The organism is Bacillus sp. Root131 (genome assembly GCF_001429475.1).
Classification (GTDB): Bacteria; Bacillota; Bacilli; order Bacillales; family Bacillaceae_G; genus Bacillus_A; species Bacillus_A thuringiensis_S.
On sequence record NZ_LMJQ01000006.1, the window covers coordinates 40,419 to 55,888 of the forward strand.

Genomic DNA, 15,470 nt, shown 5'->3' on the forward strand with positions numbered 1-15,470 from the left:
TTTACGAATGTTTGTGTCAATTTAATGAACAACGTACATAATATTATGCATTTTGTTTTTACAAGCTGTATAGTAAAAAAAGATAAATATCGAACGTATTCGAAGCATTGGTAAGGAAGGGAGCAAGGGTCTTGGTAAGAACTATAAATGAGACATTTTTAAAAGCATGTAGGGGGGAACGTACCGATTATGTACCAGCATGGTATATGCGTCAAGCAGGTCGTTCACAGCCGGAATATAGAAAGATTAAAGAAAAGTATTCTTTATTTGAAATTACACACAATCCAGAGTTATGTGCTTACGTTACAAAATTGCCGGTTGATCAATATAACGTAGACGCAGCAATTCTTTATAAAGATATTATGTCACCACTACCTGCAATTGGTGTGGATGTAGAAATTAAATCAGGTATTGGCCCAGTTATCGATAACCCAATCCGTTCTTTACAAGACGTAGAAAAACTAGGGGAAATCAATCCAGAAGATGATGTACCGTACATACTAGATACAATTCGTTTATTAACGACAGAAATGTTAGACGTACCGTTAATCGGTTTTTCAGGAGCTCCATTTACATTAGCGAGCTATATGATTGAAGGCGGTCCATCTCGTAACTACCATAATACGAAAGCGTTCATGTATGCAGAGCCAAAAGCTTGGTTTGCTTTAATGGATAAGCTAGCAGATATGGTTATTACATATTTAAAAGCGCAAATTAACGCAGGAGCAAAAGCAGTTCAAATTTTCGATTCTTGGGTTGGAACAGTAAATGTAGCAGATTACCGCGTATTTATTAAACCAGCAATGGAGCGTATTTTTGCAGAAGTTCGCCCTATGGGTGTACCGATGATTATGCACGGCGTAGGAGCTGCACACTTAGTGAATGAGTGGCACGATTTACCGCTTGATGTAGTCGGCTTAGACTGGCGTTTACCAATTGAAGAAGCACGTGCACGCGGCGTTCATAAGGCGGTACAAGGAAATATGGACCCTTCATTCTTACTTGCGCCATGGTCTGTTATTGAAGAACATGTAAAAGGTATTTTAGATCAAGGGATGAAAGAGCCTGGTTATATCTTTAACTTAGGACACGGTGTATTCCCAGAAGTAAATCCAGATACATTAAAACGTTTAACTACATTTATTCATGAATACTCTAAAGGGCAGTTAGCGAAGTAAAGGAGAATTGCTGTATGAAAAAGAAAATTGGTTTGCTTGTAATGGCATATGGAACGCCATATAAAGAAGAAGATATTGAACGTTACTATACACATATTCGCAGAGGAAGAAAGCCAAGTCCTGAAATGCTGGAAGATTTAACAGAGCGTTACCGTGCAATTGGTGGTATTTCTCCTTTAGCTACTATTACATTAGAGCAAGCTAAGAAGTTAGAGAAGCGTTTAAATGAAGTGCAAGATGAAGTAGAGTACCATATGTATCTTGGTTTAAAACATATTGAACCGTTTATTGAAGATGCGGTGAAAGATATGCATAACGACGGAATACAAGATGCAATCGCACTTGTTCTTGCACCTCACTATTCTACGTTTAGCGTGAAATCATACGTTGGACGAGCACAAGAAGAAGCTGAGAAACTTGGGAACTTAACAATTCACAGCATCGATAGCTGGTATAAAGAGCCGAAATTCATCCAGTACTGGGTTGATGCAGTGAAAGGTATATATAACGGTATGTCAGATGCAGAGCGTGAAAAAGCAGTATTAATCGTATCTGCACATAGCTTACCAGAGAAAATTATTGCAATGGGCGATCCATATCCAGATCAATTAAATGAAACAGCTGATTATATCGCGCGCGGAGCTGAAGTAGCAAACTATGCAGTAGGCTGGCAAAGTGCAGGAAACACACCAGATCCTTGGATTGGTCCAGATGTACAAGATTTAACGAGAGAACTAAATGAAAGGCACGGTTATACTTCATTCGTATATGCACCAGTTGGATTTGTTGCTGAACATTTAGAAGTTTTATATGACAACGACTTTGAGTGTAAAGTTGTAACGGATGAAATTGGTGCGAAATATTATCGTCCAGAAATGCCAAATGCATCGGACGCATTTATTGATTGTTTAACAGATGTTGTATTAAAGAAAAAAGAATCTGTACTGTAAGAAGAAAGGGGGAGCCTGCTTGAGGAAAAAAGTTGTGATCGTCGGCGGAGGCATAACGGGATTAACAGCAATGTATAACTTACAAAAAAATATTCATGAAAAAAACTTGCCGATTGATACATTACTTATAGAAGCATCGGGTAAACTTGGCGGAAAAATTCAAACCGTTCGAAAAGATGGATTTACAATTGAACGCGGACCGGATTCTTTCTTAGCACGAAAAGAAAGTGCAGCTAGATTAGTGAAAGAATTAGGTCTTGGCGATGAACTTGTAAATAATCAAGCCGGTCAATCATTTATCCTCGTAAACAATCGGTTACATAAAATGCCGAGCGGATCAATGATGGGAATTCCAACGCAAATTACGCCGTTTCTATTTTCCGGGCTGTTCTCCCCAATTGGTAAACTAAGAGCTGGTTTTGATCTATTAATGCCGAGGTCAAAGCCAGTATCTGACCAATCACTCGGACAATTTTTCAGACATCGCCTCGGAAACGAAGTGGTTGAAAACTTAATAGAACCGTTACTATCGGGTATTTATGCAGGGGATATTGATGAAATGAGCTTAATGTCAACATTCCCGCAAATGTATCAGATTGAGCAGAAACATCGCAGTATTTCACTCGGTATGCGTACGCTCGCTCCGAAAGAAGAGAAAGCTAAACCGAAAAAAGGAATCTTCCAAACAGTGAAAACAGGTTTAGAATCTATCGTAGAATCTCTCGAAGTAAAGATGCATGAAGGTACGATAATAAAGGGAACTCGCATTGAAAAAGTTGCAAAACAGGGTGATGGTTATACAATTACTCTTAGTAATGGAAAAGAAATAGAAGCGGACGCCATCGTAGTGGCAACTTCGCATAAAGTATTGCCGTCCATGTTTGCTCAGTACAAGCAGTTTCGTTTCTTCCGTAATATTCCGGCCACATCCGTTGCGAATGTGGCACTTGCTTTCCAAAAGTCAGCAATCCGGCGCGATATTAATGGTACAGGATTTGTCGTATCACGAAATAGCGATTACACGATTACAGCATGTACGTGGACGCATAAAAAATGGCCACATACAACGCCAGAAGGAAAAACACTCCTTCGCTGTTACGTTGGACGTGCTGGTGATGAAGCGGTTGTAGAACAAACTGAAGAAGAACTCGTTCAGCTCGTACTAGAAGATTTAAGAAAAACGATGGATATTACAGAGGATCCAGAATTTACAATCGTAAGCCGCTGGAAAGAAGCGATGCCTCAATATACAGTAGGCCATAATGAGCGAATGAAAAAGCTCACAACATTTATGCAGAAAGAGTTGCCTGGTATATACTTGGCAGGTAGCTCCTATGCTGGTGCTGGACTTCCAGATTGTATTAATCAAGGTGAGGAAGCTGCAAAGCGTGTATTATCCCATTTGGAGAAAGTAATAGATGCTGAATTAATCGCACAATAAACTATAAGAAACGCCTTCAATCATATTGAAGACGTTTCGTTTGTTATATAAAATATTTATTCGCCAATAAACATATATAAGTTATTTGGCTTTATAACGGCATCTCCTGCATAAATAACCCACTCTGTTAAGTTATCAAAATCTAAATAATAACTTTTTCCTTCACTCATATCTTCTATAAAATATGGTTCATTAATGAGTATTCCTTGAATGAAATCTTCCGTAATGTTTTGCATTTCAAACCACATATGTTCACTTTTTCCTTCTTCGTAGGAGACACCAAACTTAGCAAGGAAACGAAAATCTTCATTTGATTGTTCAATGTGAAAAATGTTGCTGAAATACCCGAAAGTATTTTTGGCATTGTAAGCCATACGATTGGTTTCACTATTTGTTTTATAGAACATGAGCCCTGTAGCTTCCTCTTGTTCTTTGAAAAAACTTTCAATATATTCTTCTGAAGTATTAAATTTGAATAAGAGAACGGATGGAGATTGATGGTATTCATCTCGGGCATCCATTCCGCCTAAGAATGTATTTTGTGCATCTATTGGTTGTAGTTTCACTTCTTCATCCTCGATTGAAGATAATTGGTCCATACTCGTTTTATGCCCTATATAAGATAATCCTTTTTCCCACGGAACAGCGACTGTATGTATAGAACCTTGCTGACTATGCGCGATAACGATAGGCTCATTCATAGGGACTTGTCCATTTTCAACCGCATTATTAGCAAATGTTTGAAAGAGATCGCTAATGCCGTAGTAGGAAGAAATGCGATTTGGAATAATTAACTCTATTTCAGTTACGCCTGCTCTTAAAAGACCGTGTGTATGAAACCAATATTGCGTAGGCTCATCATCTTTATCGTCTTCATAAACAGAATGAATAACGTACAAGTCAGGAATGTCAGGTAATAATTCATTTTCAACGTGATATTCAATATAGCTTCTAGATATCACTTTCATTGCTGCACTTGAATCGATTACAAATAACAAATCTGGGGCGAGATTCCATAAAAACTGTAACTGCTGGAAAAAGCAGTCCAGTACATCGCCTACAAATAGCGTACGAGTGAAAATTTCAGTGCCGAAAGCCGCATCTTCAAAATTACGATCTACGATTGTAGAATCTTGTCTATTGTACATTTTGTATTCTTCTGGGTCATTCGCCTCATCAATATGCAGTTCATACGGTATGATTGCTTCATCCATATGTAACTCAAAAATAAGGCTTGTCTCATCACTATAAACAATTTTTAACTCATCAACTTTAGTAGCGATAGTCTCTAGCCGCTGTTTTAACTGCTCAATTGTAATTCTAGTTGGTATAACAGCAATCATATCTGAAAAATGACGTTCTAATGTTCCATTCATAGCTGCGCGGTATGTTTCTGTTTGCACTTCCATCCAATCACTCCTATTCAAATGAATCCATTTTACATGCCAATCAAATGTCGATATTTTCTGTTTTCTCTCTCTAACATTATAGAGTGCATTTGTAGAAGGTGTAAAATTATTATTTTGTATTATAGGTTGAAAGCTTGTAAATTAAATAAATCTTTTGTAAAATTTGTCGAAAAATAGTTCTATATAACGAATCATTTGTTATGATAGAAATGCTGAGAAAATATGAAATATGGAGAGGAAAATGGCTGTGAAGAAATTGTTAAGTGTCTTTTTATCATTCTTGCTATTGCTTTCATTTACTGGAACTTTAGCGCAAGCAGAAGAAACTGCTTCTATGTCAGTAGAAAAAGCAATTCAAGTATTTAAGCAGCAAGGGAAAACGAAGGGGATAGTGGAAGGGTACATTGTTGGATATACGCAAAGTTCTTCTAAATATACGAAGGATCCAGCTAAGTTTGATGATACAAACGTAGCAATTGCAGATTCGCCAAACGAAACGAATCCAGACAAAATCATGCCTGTTCAGTTGCCAAAAGGTGATGTGAGAACGGCAGTGAATGTAAAAGATCATCCTGAAAATATCGGGAAGAAAGTTAGTTTGACTGGGACTCTTGAATTATATTTTAGTAACCCAGGTTTAAAATCAGTAACAGCTTATAAGTTTCAAGGTGAAGGCCAAAACCGTGTTAGCGATGTAGTAGCTTCACCGAACGGTGGAGAAGTTGCTAAAGGAACAGCGGTAACATTAATGACGAATACAGAAGGGGCAACAATCTACTATACGTTAGATGGCTCTAATCCTACTAATAAAAGCGTTCGTTATAATGGACAAATTGTAGTGAATGAAAATAGTGTAGTGAAAGCAATCGCAGAAAAAGAAGGGCTTACTTCTTCAGCAATTTCGACGTTTTCGTTTATTATCGTAAATAATGAACAGGTTCGTATTCATGACATTCAAGGAAAATCACATATGTCTCCTTACAACGGGAAGAAAGTATACAATGTGGAAGGCGTTGTCACAGCGCTTGATAAAAACGGCTTTTATATAGAAGACAATCAGCTAGATAATGATCCAGCTACTTCAGAAGGTATGTACGTATACAAAAAAGATGCGAATGTAGCAGTAGGAGATCTTATTCAAGTTGATGGAGTAGTAGAAGAATATGTTGGACCAGGATATGCAGAGCGATTTGAAACAGACTTAACGACGACAGAAATTAAGGCGAGTCGCGTTGTTGTAATCGCAAAAGATCAATCTTTACCAGCACCGATTGTACTTGGGGAAAACGGTGTGAAAATCCCGGATCAGATTATTGATAATGATGCATTTGGTTTATTTGATCCAAATGAAGATGCAATCGACTTCTATGAAAGTATAGAAGGTATGCGTGTTACGATGCCAACACCAAAAATTATTGCACCTCAGAAAAACGGAAATTTATATGTAACAGTAAAAAATGGTGGAGATAAAATAGTAACACAATATGGCACACCTCTATTAGATGAAAATCAATTAAACCCAGAGCGTCTTTCTGTAAAAGTGCCTCGCGATTATGTAGCAAAAGTAGGAGATACTTTCACTGGAGATATAACAGGGGTAGTAGGATATGATTACGGTTCTTTCCGTATTTCGCCAATAACAGAATTGCCAGCTGTAGTGGATGGTGGATTTAAGCAAGTAGGGGCAAATATTCAGCCTCGTCTTGATAAGTTAACAGTTGCTACATATAACATTGAAAACTTCTCGGCGAATAAAAAAGAAACAACAGATGAAAAGGTAAAAGCGTTAGCGTATTCTATTAAATACAATTTAAAAATGCCAGATATTATCGGTGTAGAGGAAATGCAAGATAATAACGGATCAATTAATGACGGTACAACAGATGCGTCATTGAGCGCAAAACGTATCATTGATGCAGTTCTAGAAATTCGTGGACCGAAGTATGAGTATGTAGAAATTGCTCCAAACAATAATCTAGACGGAGGAGCACCAGGAGCGAATATTCGCGTCGGTTTCTTCTACAACCCATCACGCGTGAAATTAGCAGCAGTACCGAAGTTACTTGATAAAAATGTGGTTCGCATTGGAGACGAAAGTTCATTATTTGAAAGTACACGTAAACCGTTAGCGGCAGAATTTACGTTCCAAGGACAAAACGTTGTTGTCGTTGCAAATCACTTAAACTCAAAAATAGGGGATGCAACGCCATTTGGAAAAGTGCAACCGCTCGTATTAAAAAGTGAAGACAAACGAATTCAGTTAGCACAAGAAGTAAATCAATTTGTACAAGGAATTCAGAAAAAGAACACAAATGCACCAGTTGTTGTGTTAGGAGATATGAACGATTTTGAGTTTGCTAAACCACTAAAAGCACTAGAAGGAACAAACTTAAAGAATATGTTAAACACAGTGCCGAAAGAGAATCGTTACACGTACATTCACGAAGGAAATGCACAAGTGTTAGATCATATTTTAGTAACAAACAACATCGCACCGCACACAATTGTAGATCCAGTGCACTTAAACTCAAACATAATGAAAGAGCACGGACGTGTAAGCGATCATGACCCAGTACTTGCTCAAATTGATTTGAAGAAAGCTTCTTAAAGAAAGGAACGCTTAGGTGACTGAGCGTTCTTTTTTGTTTCTGCATCAATAGTATAAAGAGATGATTCCTTTTTTTGTAATCTGATGATAAAATTAATTGAATATTCAGTCGTTAGGAGGGCAGCGATGCAAGCACGAATAAATGGAAAATTAATGAATCAGTTTGCAATTTTTTTTAGTACGATCGTCATGCTTCAGTTTGTAGCTGATATAACAGGACTTACAAGTAATTTAGACATTACGTATAACTTAATACATACAGCAACTTCTTATATAACATTTAGTTTGGCGGTTATTTTCACTTTAATAGGTGCAAGAAGAGAATTAAGTAAATATGCAATTGCTTCATTATGTTTAGTAGTGGCGATTAAAGCAATTTATTTTGTAGCGGTTGTTATTTTATGGGGATTGGCTGGTACACCGTAAATGAATAGTAAATAAAACCCTAATTTCCAATATAGTAAGGAAATTAGGGTTTTATTATACTTGAAAAGCCTTTCTACACCGCTCTCTTCTTTGCAACCTTCTTCTATATTTTTTTCTATCACGCTTTACTCCTTGTATGTACATGAATAAACTAACGAGAAGGAAAAAAGTGCATTGCATCGTTAAAATATACGGCGACATGCCATGCAACGGTTGTTTTGGGTCATATAAATGAAAAGGCGCTCCGCCTATTGTAGGGAATATCGTATTTAGCAGGACGTATGGAATGGAGGCAACTGCAAATGGGAAGAGAATCGCCATATAGTCCTTTTGTGACCACGCAGATGCTGCAAGTCCTAAAAGGGCCATTAAACCTGCAAATAAAAAATTAATTCCGATATATACAGTAATGTAAGTGAGGGGAGATTCGTAATATAAGTTTGCAAACATCCCATTATCATTTATAATGCCTGAACCAGCCGTCGGTTCTCCGTCTGGAATGGTTAATTTGCAAAATAATAACGATAAGATGAATGGAAATGTATAAAGAAGTCCGCCACAAAAGAATGTAACGATATATTTCGTTACTGAATAAGGGAACAAAGAAATCCCTTTACTTACAAACGGTTTAAAACCATCTGATTTATCCGAATTGTAACTTGTACTAAAGGGGAAACTAGCAATAACGGGCATTAATAATAAATAAACATCCATTTCATTGTCGCGAAATCCAATCCATTTAAAAGCTGTTGTTACAAACGCATCCGTTCCATCCCCAATGTAACGAATTACATAATAATAATGGTAAATAAAAATAAGAGCTAGTCCACTAAACATAATAATTAAAGAAACACGATTACAAAAAGCTTGCTTTATATTTAAACGAAGCGCACGCATCATGACTGAAAAAGCCTCCACTATTTTGATAAACTTGTCTATTTTCTATATTACTATTAATTGTAAAGATTTTCTTGTTTTTTTATTTGATTATTTGAAAAAGAGGAATTTTGTTGTTGTGAAGTAAGGTTTAATCATATATCTTAAGAACACCTTTTCCTTTTCTCTTTTCTTCTGATAAACTATGGACAGTATGATATACACTGACTGGAATTTTTTTATACTGGAAATAATAAAAAAGAGAACTTGTCTAGAATGTAAGCGTGTGGTAATATCAAAGGTGTACTGATTGACTATATTATCCAATTGGTCATTTTTGGAGGTGAAGATGTGGCGATAGATCGAAAACGTTCTATTATTGAAGCTGCAACAAAGTCTTTTTCAGCGTTCGGTTATAAAGCAACAACGATGGATCAAGTAGCGAAGTTAGCGAATGTAGGAAAAGGAACGATTTATACTTTTTTCAAAAATAAAGAAGAGCTATTTGGTGAAATTATTTCTAATTTAATTACAGAAATGAAGCAAGTTGCAGAAAGTGCAATTCGTTCAGATGTTTCATTTTTTGAAAATGTACATAGAGCATTATATAGCATCTTGGAATTTAGAAAAGAACATCAGCTCATGATTAAATTAATTCAAGAAGAGCGCGATATGGGAACGAAAGAAGTACAAGAAGTCATGCAACAAGTTGATGTGGAAATTGTTTCTGTTATTCAATCGTATTTAAAGATTGCGATTGAAAAAGGTGAAATTAGCAAATGTGATCCAGAAATTACAGCATTTATTATGCTTCGTCTATATGTATCGCTTATTTTTGATTGGGAAAAAAATCATGAACCGCTAGAAAAAGAAAAAATTGCAGAGTTATTTGAACTTTATTTACTAAAAGGATTGTCAAACTAAGATGATCCTTTTAATTTTATAAAAAAATGACCAAATGAATAATGAGGTCATATATTTAATTTGAGGAGGAGTTATAGAAAAATTATAATTATAATGAGAAAAAGTTGCATAGTAATAAATTCGGGGATAAGGCATATGTATGAACAAGTGTAGCCTTTTTGTTTGAGTGAAAATGACCAAATGAACAATGCGGTCATTTAGAAAAGGGGGAGAAATGATGAAATGGAATCAGTTACTTCGTAAAGAGTTTACTGAAATTATAAAAAGTAAAAAAATATTAATTCCAATTATCGCGGTTTTATTCGTGCCAATTTTATATGCAGGTATGTTTTTATGGGCCTTTTGGGATCCGTATAAACAGTTAGATGATTTACCAGTTGCGGTAGTCAATTTAGATAAAGGTGCAGTATTTGATGGGAAACCAATTGAGGTCGGAAAAGGGCTCGTTGATAACTTAAAAGATAATACAAGTTTCAAATGGGAATTTGTAAGTGAAAAAGAAGCGGAAAAAGGAATGGAAGGTAGAAAGTATTACATGTTAGTACGCATTCCAGATGACTTCTCAAGTAACGCTACAACGTTATTAAAAGATGATCCAAAACCATTAAATTTAGAATACATTCCAAACGAAAGCTTAAACTTCTTATCTTCACAAATTGGCGGAACAGCCATTGAAAAAATTAAAGGTGAAGTATCAAGTACGTTAACGAAAACATATGCAGAGAAAATGTTTGATTCTATTCAAGACGTCTCAAAAGGATTAGCAGATGGGGCGGAAGGAGCAAATAAACTACACGACGGATCAAGTGAGCTGCATGATGGTTCCAGTAAAGTGACGGATGGCCTTCATACACTTCAAGGGAAGTCTGGAGAGATGAAGGATGGAGCTCAGAAATTAGCAGATGGATCTAATAAATTAGTAGATGGATCAGGCAAAGTAACAAATGGTTTAAATACGTTAAATAGCAAAACAGGTGAGATGCAGACGGGTATAGGGAAATTGCAAGATGGATCTCAGAAAGTAACAGCGGGTTTGAATACGTTAGTAAATAAATCAGGTGAATTAAAAACAGGAACGAATGAATTAGCAGCTGGTATGGAACAGCTTGTTGGAGGACAAAGTCAATTAGAGGGGGTTTCTCAAAAAATTGAAAAGGGTTTGCAAGAATTAGATAGTAAAGTGAAAAGTTCCGCTGCAGGTTTAGAAGAAATGCAGGCGAAAGTTCCTACAATATTAAATAAAGTAAATGAGAAAATAGACGGAGCTGAAAAAAACGTAAATCAGTTAAATGGATTTACTCAATCAACAGCAGGAGATGCCAAAAATGCAGCGCAAGATGTAGCTAATTTACAAAAGCAAATTGAGAGTTTACCAAAAGAATATCAAGAGCAGTTACAACCGTATATAACAAATGCGGCAAAAAGTACAGCGACAGTTCAACAAAAAGTTGCTGTAGTATCGGGTGGAACAAAGACACTAAACGAAGAAGTAAATCAACTAAAAGGTGAAATAAATCAAAAGGCAAGTGAAATGCAAAACAAACTACCGAATTCAGGTGGGATTAATACTTTAACGGATGGTATTACGAAATTAATGAATGCGCAAAACCAATTTGTAAGTAAGTTTCACGGATTTGGTGAAGGATTAAATAATGCCAAAGTAGGTGTAAATAAATTAAATAAGGGGTCAGATCAATTAATTGATGGAGTAACTCAATTAGCGGACGGCTCAAGCAAAGTAACAGGTGGTTTAGGTACATTATCCGCAGGAGCAAATCAAATGTCAGGAGGAATAACACAATTAGTAGACGGTTCAAGCCAAGTAACAACTGGCTTAGGTACTCTAAATGGTGGTCTAAACCAAATGTCAACTGGCTCAACCCAGCTAATCGACGGTGTAAATAAACTAGCAGACGGCTCAGGAAAAGTAACTGATGGACTAGTGAAAGTAAACGATGGTTCAGGTGAACTTGCTGAGAAACTTGGGGAAGGGGCAGAGAAAACTGGGGAAGTAAAAGGGACAGATAAAACGTATGATATGTTTGCAAGTCCTGTAAAGGTGAAGACGGAGAAAATGGCGGAAGTTCCTAACTACGGAACTGGATTTACACCGTATTTCTTATCACTCGGTTTATTCGTTGGGGCATTACTATTATCAATCGTATATCCATTACGTGATACAGTTGGCGTTCCAAAATCAGGATTTAGTTGGTTTATTAGTAAGTTCGGCGTGTTACTATCAGTCGGTATTATTCAAGCGATAGTAGCAGATGTTATATTACTGTTCGGATTAGGTGTAGAAGTACAAAGTATTCCGTACTTCATACTCTTTAGCATCGTTACAAGTTTAGCGTTTATTGCATTAATTCAATGTTTAGTAACAGCATTCGGTGATGCAGGGCGTTTCATCGCCATCATCACATTAATTATTCAGCTTACAACAAGTGCTGGAACATTCCCGTTAGAGTTAATTCCGAAGTTTTTACAACCATTTAATGCTTGGTTACCGATGACATACTCTGTATCAGGATTGAAAGCAGTCGTATCAAGCGGAGACTTTAACTTCATGTGGCAAAACATAGGAATGCTCATGATCTTTATCGTTGTATTATCACTTGGAACAATCGCCTCCTTAACTTTGATGCACAAACGACAATTTAAAAATGTTGCTGAAAATCAATCGGTTGAAGCGTAAAAAAAGCACCTTTTTGGTGCTTTTTTATTTTAATAGAGGGCATCTTTTCCTTGGTTCATCTATAAATCTTTCTAAAAGCTATAGAAACGAAAGAAAAGGAATTACAACAATTTACAGAGAAACATAGGGTAGAGGAGTTGATATGATGAAAGGCAATCCTACTTACTATTTTATCTTATATCCATTAATCTTCTTTCTCGTTTTCTCTCTTTCACCTATCTTGTTTCAGAAAAAAGAATATACGAGTATGAAAGATATACTAGGGATACTTTTATTTTACTATGTGCTAATTAGTGGATATTACTTTATGGATGTTGTAAGTGAAAGAATGAAGAAGGATAGTAAAGATAAACGATAAATTTTATTGTATAAAAACCGATGGAGGATAAAAAATGACTGAAAGTGAGATGAAATTCCGTGATACGACCATTCGTAACTTTTTTGATAAAGAGAATCGTTTAAAATCGATTCCAGGTCAAAAGAAGAAAAAATTAGTATTGTTAGAGCATTTAATTAGCAAGTTAAATGCTGAAAATCAATATACAGAAAAAGAAATTAATACATTTATAAAACAATATCATGATGATTTTTGTACAATTAGACGTGAATTTATTGTACATAGGTTTATGGATAGAGAGGATAGTATGTACCGTATAAACGGGAGAGAAGTTTGGACGAAGTGGGAGGAGTTAAAATAATGAATCCGCGAGGGGATCCCCGCTGATTATAAGCCTGTGCTAGTCTTGCTGTTTCTTTGTAGTAAGTCTATGAACGCTTCAACATTCGAACTTGTAATGTATCCAAGCGTTATATATTCATCTTCATAGTAAAATATTATTTTTTTGTCAAAGATTCTTCTCTTCGTTTCTATGGATAGAATTTTTTCATAATCAAATTCGGCAATGAATGTGTTTTTATATTGGCTAAAAAAGAGAAGTCTTTGATTAGTAGCAAGTAACATGCCAGGATACGGGACTTTATGCGTAATCATATAGCCAGTAAGTGAACATTTTAAAGTAGATAAAATTTTTTCTTCTTTATGTAATAGTTGTTTTGCATCTGTTAAGATAGGGTTCATTCCATATATTCCTTTTATTTTTATTTATGAATATTGTATCAAGAGTAAAAAGATTCTCAATATGTAATATTGCATATTGGACGTTTTATAGTTTTAATATTATTTTTAAAAAGAAAAAGTACGAGGTGATTCAATGATACGGTTAGTAAAAGAGACTGATGCAGAAGCAATTATGAATATTAGAAAAGAAATTATATTATCGGAAACTACTACAAAATTTTTCATAGTATCCCCAAAGAAGTTACCGAATGATAGTAATGCAGAAAGAGAAAAGATACGGAAAAGCAATGAGAAAGGTAATCTCTATATCGTGTATGAAGTAGATAGGAAGGTAGTTGGCTTTTTACTTTTCAACCGATATGAACTAGAACGGTTACAACACGCAGGCACAATGGGAATGGGGATTAAAGAGGCGTATTGTAATCAAGGCATCGGCACGAAATTAATTGAATTTCTTATTAGTTGGGCTAAAGGGCAGAAAGGTTTAGAGAAAATTTGCTTAGGTGTAGTTTCTGTTAATGATCGGGCAATTAAAGTGTACAAACGTATGGGTTTTGTAGAAGAAGGGAGACAACGAAAGCAAATAAAGTATGAAGATGGATCATATGGAGACGATGTATTGATGGGCTTTTATATTGAATAAAGGATATATGGTATTAAGAAAAGGAATGTACCTACCGTAAATGTCTAAAAGCAGTATATTGCCCCTCCATTAACAGACTTTTACCTATGTATAATATTAATATAGTAAAATCATAACAACCGATATTGCAGTTTCCAATAATATACTATATAATCAATTTAAGAAAACGTTTTCATGCAAAGGGGGAGAATTTCGTGTCGACTATAGAGGACGTGGCGAAATTAGCGGGGTTATCAAGGACAACGGTTTCTAGGGTGATTAATAATCATCCATATGTTTCAGATGAGAAGAAAAAAAGGGTTCAATTAGCAATGAAGCATTTAGGCTTTGTTCCTAATTCTGCGGCGAGAAGGCTTCGTAAACAAAAAACGGAAACAATTGCGGTGCTAGTTCCAAGGATTACAAATCCTTTTTTCAGTAGATTTATTGAAGCAATCGAGATTGCAGCTTCTGAACATAAATATAAACTGATTATTTGTCAAACAAGATATTTACCTGAAAAAGAGATGGAGTATTTACAATTATTATCTACGAAACAAGTAGATGGGATTATTCTATGTTCACTAGAAAATCCGTGGGAAGATGTAGAGCCATACTTACAGCACGGTCCAATCGTGTTATGTAATGAATATATTGAGGAAGCAAATATTCCAACAGTGAAGTTTGATCATGCGCAAGGAGCATACATAGCTGCGAAGCATGTGTTAGATCAAGGATATCGCAATCTTATTTTTTGCCGTGGTAACGAAACCAAATTAGTTAGCCAGCAGCGAAAAATGGGCTTTTTACGTGCAATAACTGAGAAGAGCCGCCAAGTAGAAGCGATTGATTTTCTTGAAAACGCTTTCTCTTGGGAGGATGGAAAACGAATATTCCATGAAGTATTAAAGGACAAAAAAAATCCTACCGCGATTTTGGCAGGAGGCGATGAGGTAGCAGCTGGAATTATCTCAGAGGCGAAGCACCATAACTGGAGCATTCCAGATGATCTCGCTGTTATCGGTTTTGATAATCAAATATTATCACAGATTACAGAGCCAGGTATTACGACAATTGAACAGCCAATCGATGAGATGGCCCGAAAAGTTGTCGACCTGATGATGGATAAAATCCATACGAAAAATTATCGACAAAAAGAATTGTATGAGTTTGAACTGGAGCTCTTGGTGAAAGGTTCAACGATGAAGAAGGATACGATGTTATTAGCCTAGTAGACTATGTCTGCTAGGTTTTTTTATGTTC

14 protein-coding genes are annotated in these 15,470 nt (G+C 35.9%); 11 read left to right on the top strand and 3 right to left on the bottom strand.

The window, feature by feature from the left end; translation table 11 throughout:
• Positions 1-131 precede the first annotated feature (131 nt).
• The 3 genes from hemE to hemY are packed head-to-tail and all read left to right on the top strand — an operon-like array spanning position 132 to position 3,569.
• A complete protein-coding gene (gene hemE, locus ASE54_RS17585) occupies positions 132-1,178 on the top strand; it encodes a uroporphyrinogen decarboxylase (RefSeq protein WP_000252608.1) in 1,047 nt (348 codons plus the stop codon).
• Between the two features lie 14 nt (positions 1,179-1,192).
• The gene (gene hemH, locus ASE54_RS17590; RefSeq protein ID WP_000726788.1) at positions 1,193-2,128 is read left to right on the top strand and encodes a ferrochelatase; all 936 of its coding nucleotides are present in this window, start codon (positions 1,193-1,195) and stop codon (positions 2,126-2,128) included.
• Between the two features lie 19 nt (positions 2,129-2,147).
• Positions 2,148-3,569, top strand: a complete 1,422-nt coding sequence (hemY, locus tag ASE54_RS17595; protein WP_001228109.1) for a protoporphyrinogen oxidase — start codon at positions 2,148-2,150, stop codon at positions 3,567-3,569.
• Positions 3,570-3,625: 56 nt separating this feature from the next.
• On the opposite strand, the gene ASE54_RS17600 is transcribed toward hemY, so the two are convergent.
• The gene (locus tag ASE54_RS17600) at positions 3,626-4,978 is read right to left on the bottom strand and encodes a DUF4026 domain-containing protein (RefSeq protein WP_000453728.1); all 1,353 of its coding nucleotides are present in this window, start codon (positions 4,976-4,978) and stop codon (positions 3,626-3,628) included.
• A 241-nt stretch (positions 4,979-5,219) separates the two neighbouring features.
• On the opposite strand from ASE54_RS17600, the gene ASE54_RS17605 reads away from it, so the two are divergent.
• Together ASE54_RS17605 and ASE54_RS17610 are read left to right on the top strand one after the other, a co-directional pair.
• A complete protein-coding gene (locus tag ASE54_RS17605) occupies positions 5,220-7,586 on the top strand; it encodes a DUF6359 domain-containing protein (protein WP_000279271.1) in 2,367 nt (788 codons plus the stop codon).
• Positions 7,587-7,712: 126 nt separating this feature from the next.
• The gene (locus ASE54_RS17610) at positions 7,713-8,012 is read left to right on the top strand and encodes a hypothetical protein (RefSeq protein WP_001148894.1); all 300 of its coding nucleotides are present in this window, start codon (positions 7,713-7,715) and stop codon (positions 8,010-8,012) included.
• 54 nt (positions 8,013-8,066) lie between these two features.
• Here ASE54_RS17610 and ASE54_RS17615 read toward each other — a convergent pair whose 3' ends face one another.
• Positions 8,067-8,912: a hypothetical protein gene (locus ASE54_RS17615; RefSeq protein ID WP_000984163.1), complete on the bottom strand. Its 846-nt coding sequence runs from the start codon at positions 8,910-8,912 to the stop codon at positions 8,067-8,069.
• A gap of 327 nt (positions 8,913-9,239) precedes the next feature.
• On the opposite strand from ASE54_RS17615, the gene ASE54_RS17620 reads away from it, so the two are divergent.
• The 4 genes from ASE54_RS17620 (at position 9,240) to ASE54_RS17635 (ending at position 13,205) form a co-directional block, all read left to right on the top strand.
• Positions 9,240-9,812: a TetR/AcrR family transcriptional regulator gene (locus tag ASE54_RS17620; RefSeq protein ID WP_000963381.1), complete on the top strand. Its 573-nt coding sequence runs from the start codon at positions 9,240-9,242 to the stop codon at positions 9,810-9,812.
• Between the two features lie 217 nt (positions 9,813-10,029).
• Positions 10,030-12,507 carry a YhgE/Pip domain-containing protein gene (locus ASE54_RS17625; protein WP_000871857.1) on the top strand — a complete coding sequence of 826 codons (2,478 nt, stop codon included), beginning with the start codon at positions 10,030-10,032 and terminating at the stop codon, positions 12,505-12,507.
• Between the two features lie 142 nt (positions 12,508-12,649).
• Positions 12,650-12,865 carry a hypothetical protein gene (locus ASE54_RS17630; RefSeq protein WP_002083046.1) on the top strand — a complete coding sequence of 72 codons (216 nt, stop codon included), beginning with the start codon at positions 12,650-12,652 and terminating at the stop codon, positions 12,863-12,865.
• 34 nt (positions 12,866-12,899) lie between these two features.
• Entirely contained in the window at positions 12,900-13,205 is a 306-nt protein-coding gene (locus ASE54_RS17635; protein ID WP_000140302.1) for a DUF2087 domain-containing protein, read from the top strand.
• Between the two features lie 26 nt (positions 13,206-13,231).
• Here ASE54_RS17635 and ASE54_RS17640 read toward each other — a convergent pair whose 3' ends face one another.
• A complete protein-coding gene (locus ASE54_RS17640; RefSeq protein WP_001068229.1) occupies positions 13,232-13,585 on the bottom strand; it encodes a PH domain-containing protein in 354 nt (117 codons plus the stop codon).
• A gap of 133 nt (positions 13,586-13,718) precedes the next feature.
• Here ASE54_RS17640 and ASE54_RS17645 point away from each other — a divergent pair, with 133 nt between their 5' ends.
• Together ASE54_RS17645 and ASE54_RS17650 are read left to right on the top strand one after the other, a co-directional pair.
• The gene (locus ASE54_RS17645) at positions 13,719-14,228 is read left to right on the top strand and encodes a GNAT family N-acetyltransferase (protein ID WP_000620472.1); all 510 of its coding nucleotides are present in this window, start codon (positions 13,719-13,721) and stop codon (positions 14,226-14,228) included.
• Between the two features lie 194 nt (positions 14,229-14,422).
• On the top strand, positions 14,423-15,439 hold the full coding sequence (locus tag ASE54_RS17650; protein WP_000103710.1) for a LacI family DNA-binding transcriptional regulator: 1,017 nt from the start codon (positions 14,423-14,425) through the stop codon (positions 15,437-15,439).
• Positions 15,440-15,470 lie beyond the last annotated feature (31 nt).

Bases quoted from the DNA above. Each gene is read 5' to 3' on its own strand.
- hemH (WP_000726788.1), top strand. From the start codon at position 1,193: ATGAAAAAGAAAATTGGTTTGCTTGTAATGGCATATGGAACGCCATAT.
- ASE54_RS17600 (WP_000453728.1), bottom strand. From the start codon at position 4,978: ATGGAAGTGCAAACAGAAACATACCGCGCAGCTATGAATGGAACATTA.
- ASE54_RS17605 (WP_000279271.1), top strand. From the start codon at position 5,220: ATGGCTGTGAAGAAATTGTTAAGTGTCTTTTTATCATTCTTGCTATTG.
- ASE54_RS17610 (WP_001148894.1), top strand. From the start codon at position 7,713: ATGCAAGCACGAATAAATGGAAAATTAATGAATCAGTTTGCAATTTTT.
- ASE54_RS17615 (WP_000984163.1), bottom strand. From the start codon at position 8,912: ATGATGCGTGCGCTTCGTTTAAATATAAAGCAAGCTTTTTGTAATCGT.
- ASE54_RS17625 (WP_000871857.1), top strand. From the start codon at position 10,030: ATGAAATGGAATCAGTTACTTCGTAAAGAGTTTACTGAAATTATAAAA.
- ASE54_RS17630 (WP_002083046.1), top strand. From the start codon at position 12,650: ATGATGAAAGGCAATCCTACTTACTATTTTATCTTATATCCATTAATC.
- ASE54_RS17635 (WP_000140302.1), top strand. From the start codon at position 12,900: ATGACTGAAAGTGAGATGAAATTCCGTGATACGACCATTCGTAACTTT.
- ASE54_RS17640 (WP_001068229.1), bottom strand. From the start codon at position 13,585: ATGAACCCTATCTTAACAGATGCAAAACAACTATTACATAAAGAAGAA.
- ASE54_RS17645 (WP_000620472.1), top strand. From the start codon at position 13,719: ATGATACGGTTAGTAAAAGAGACTGATGCAGAAGCAATTATGAATATT.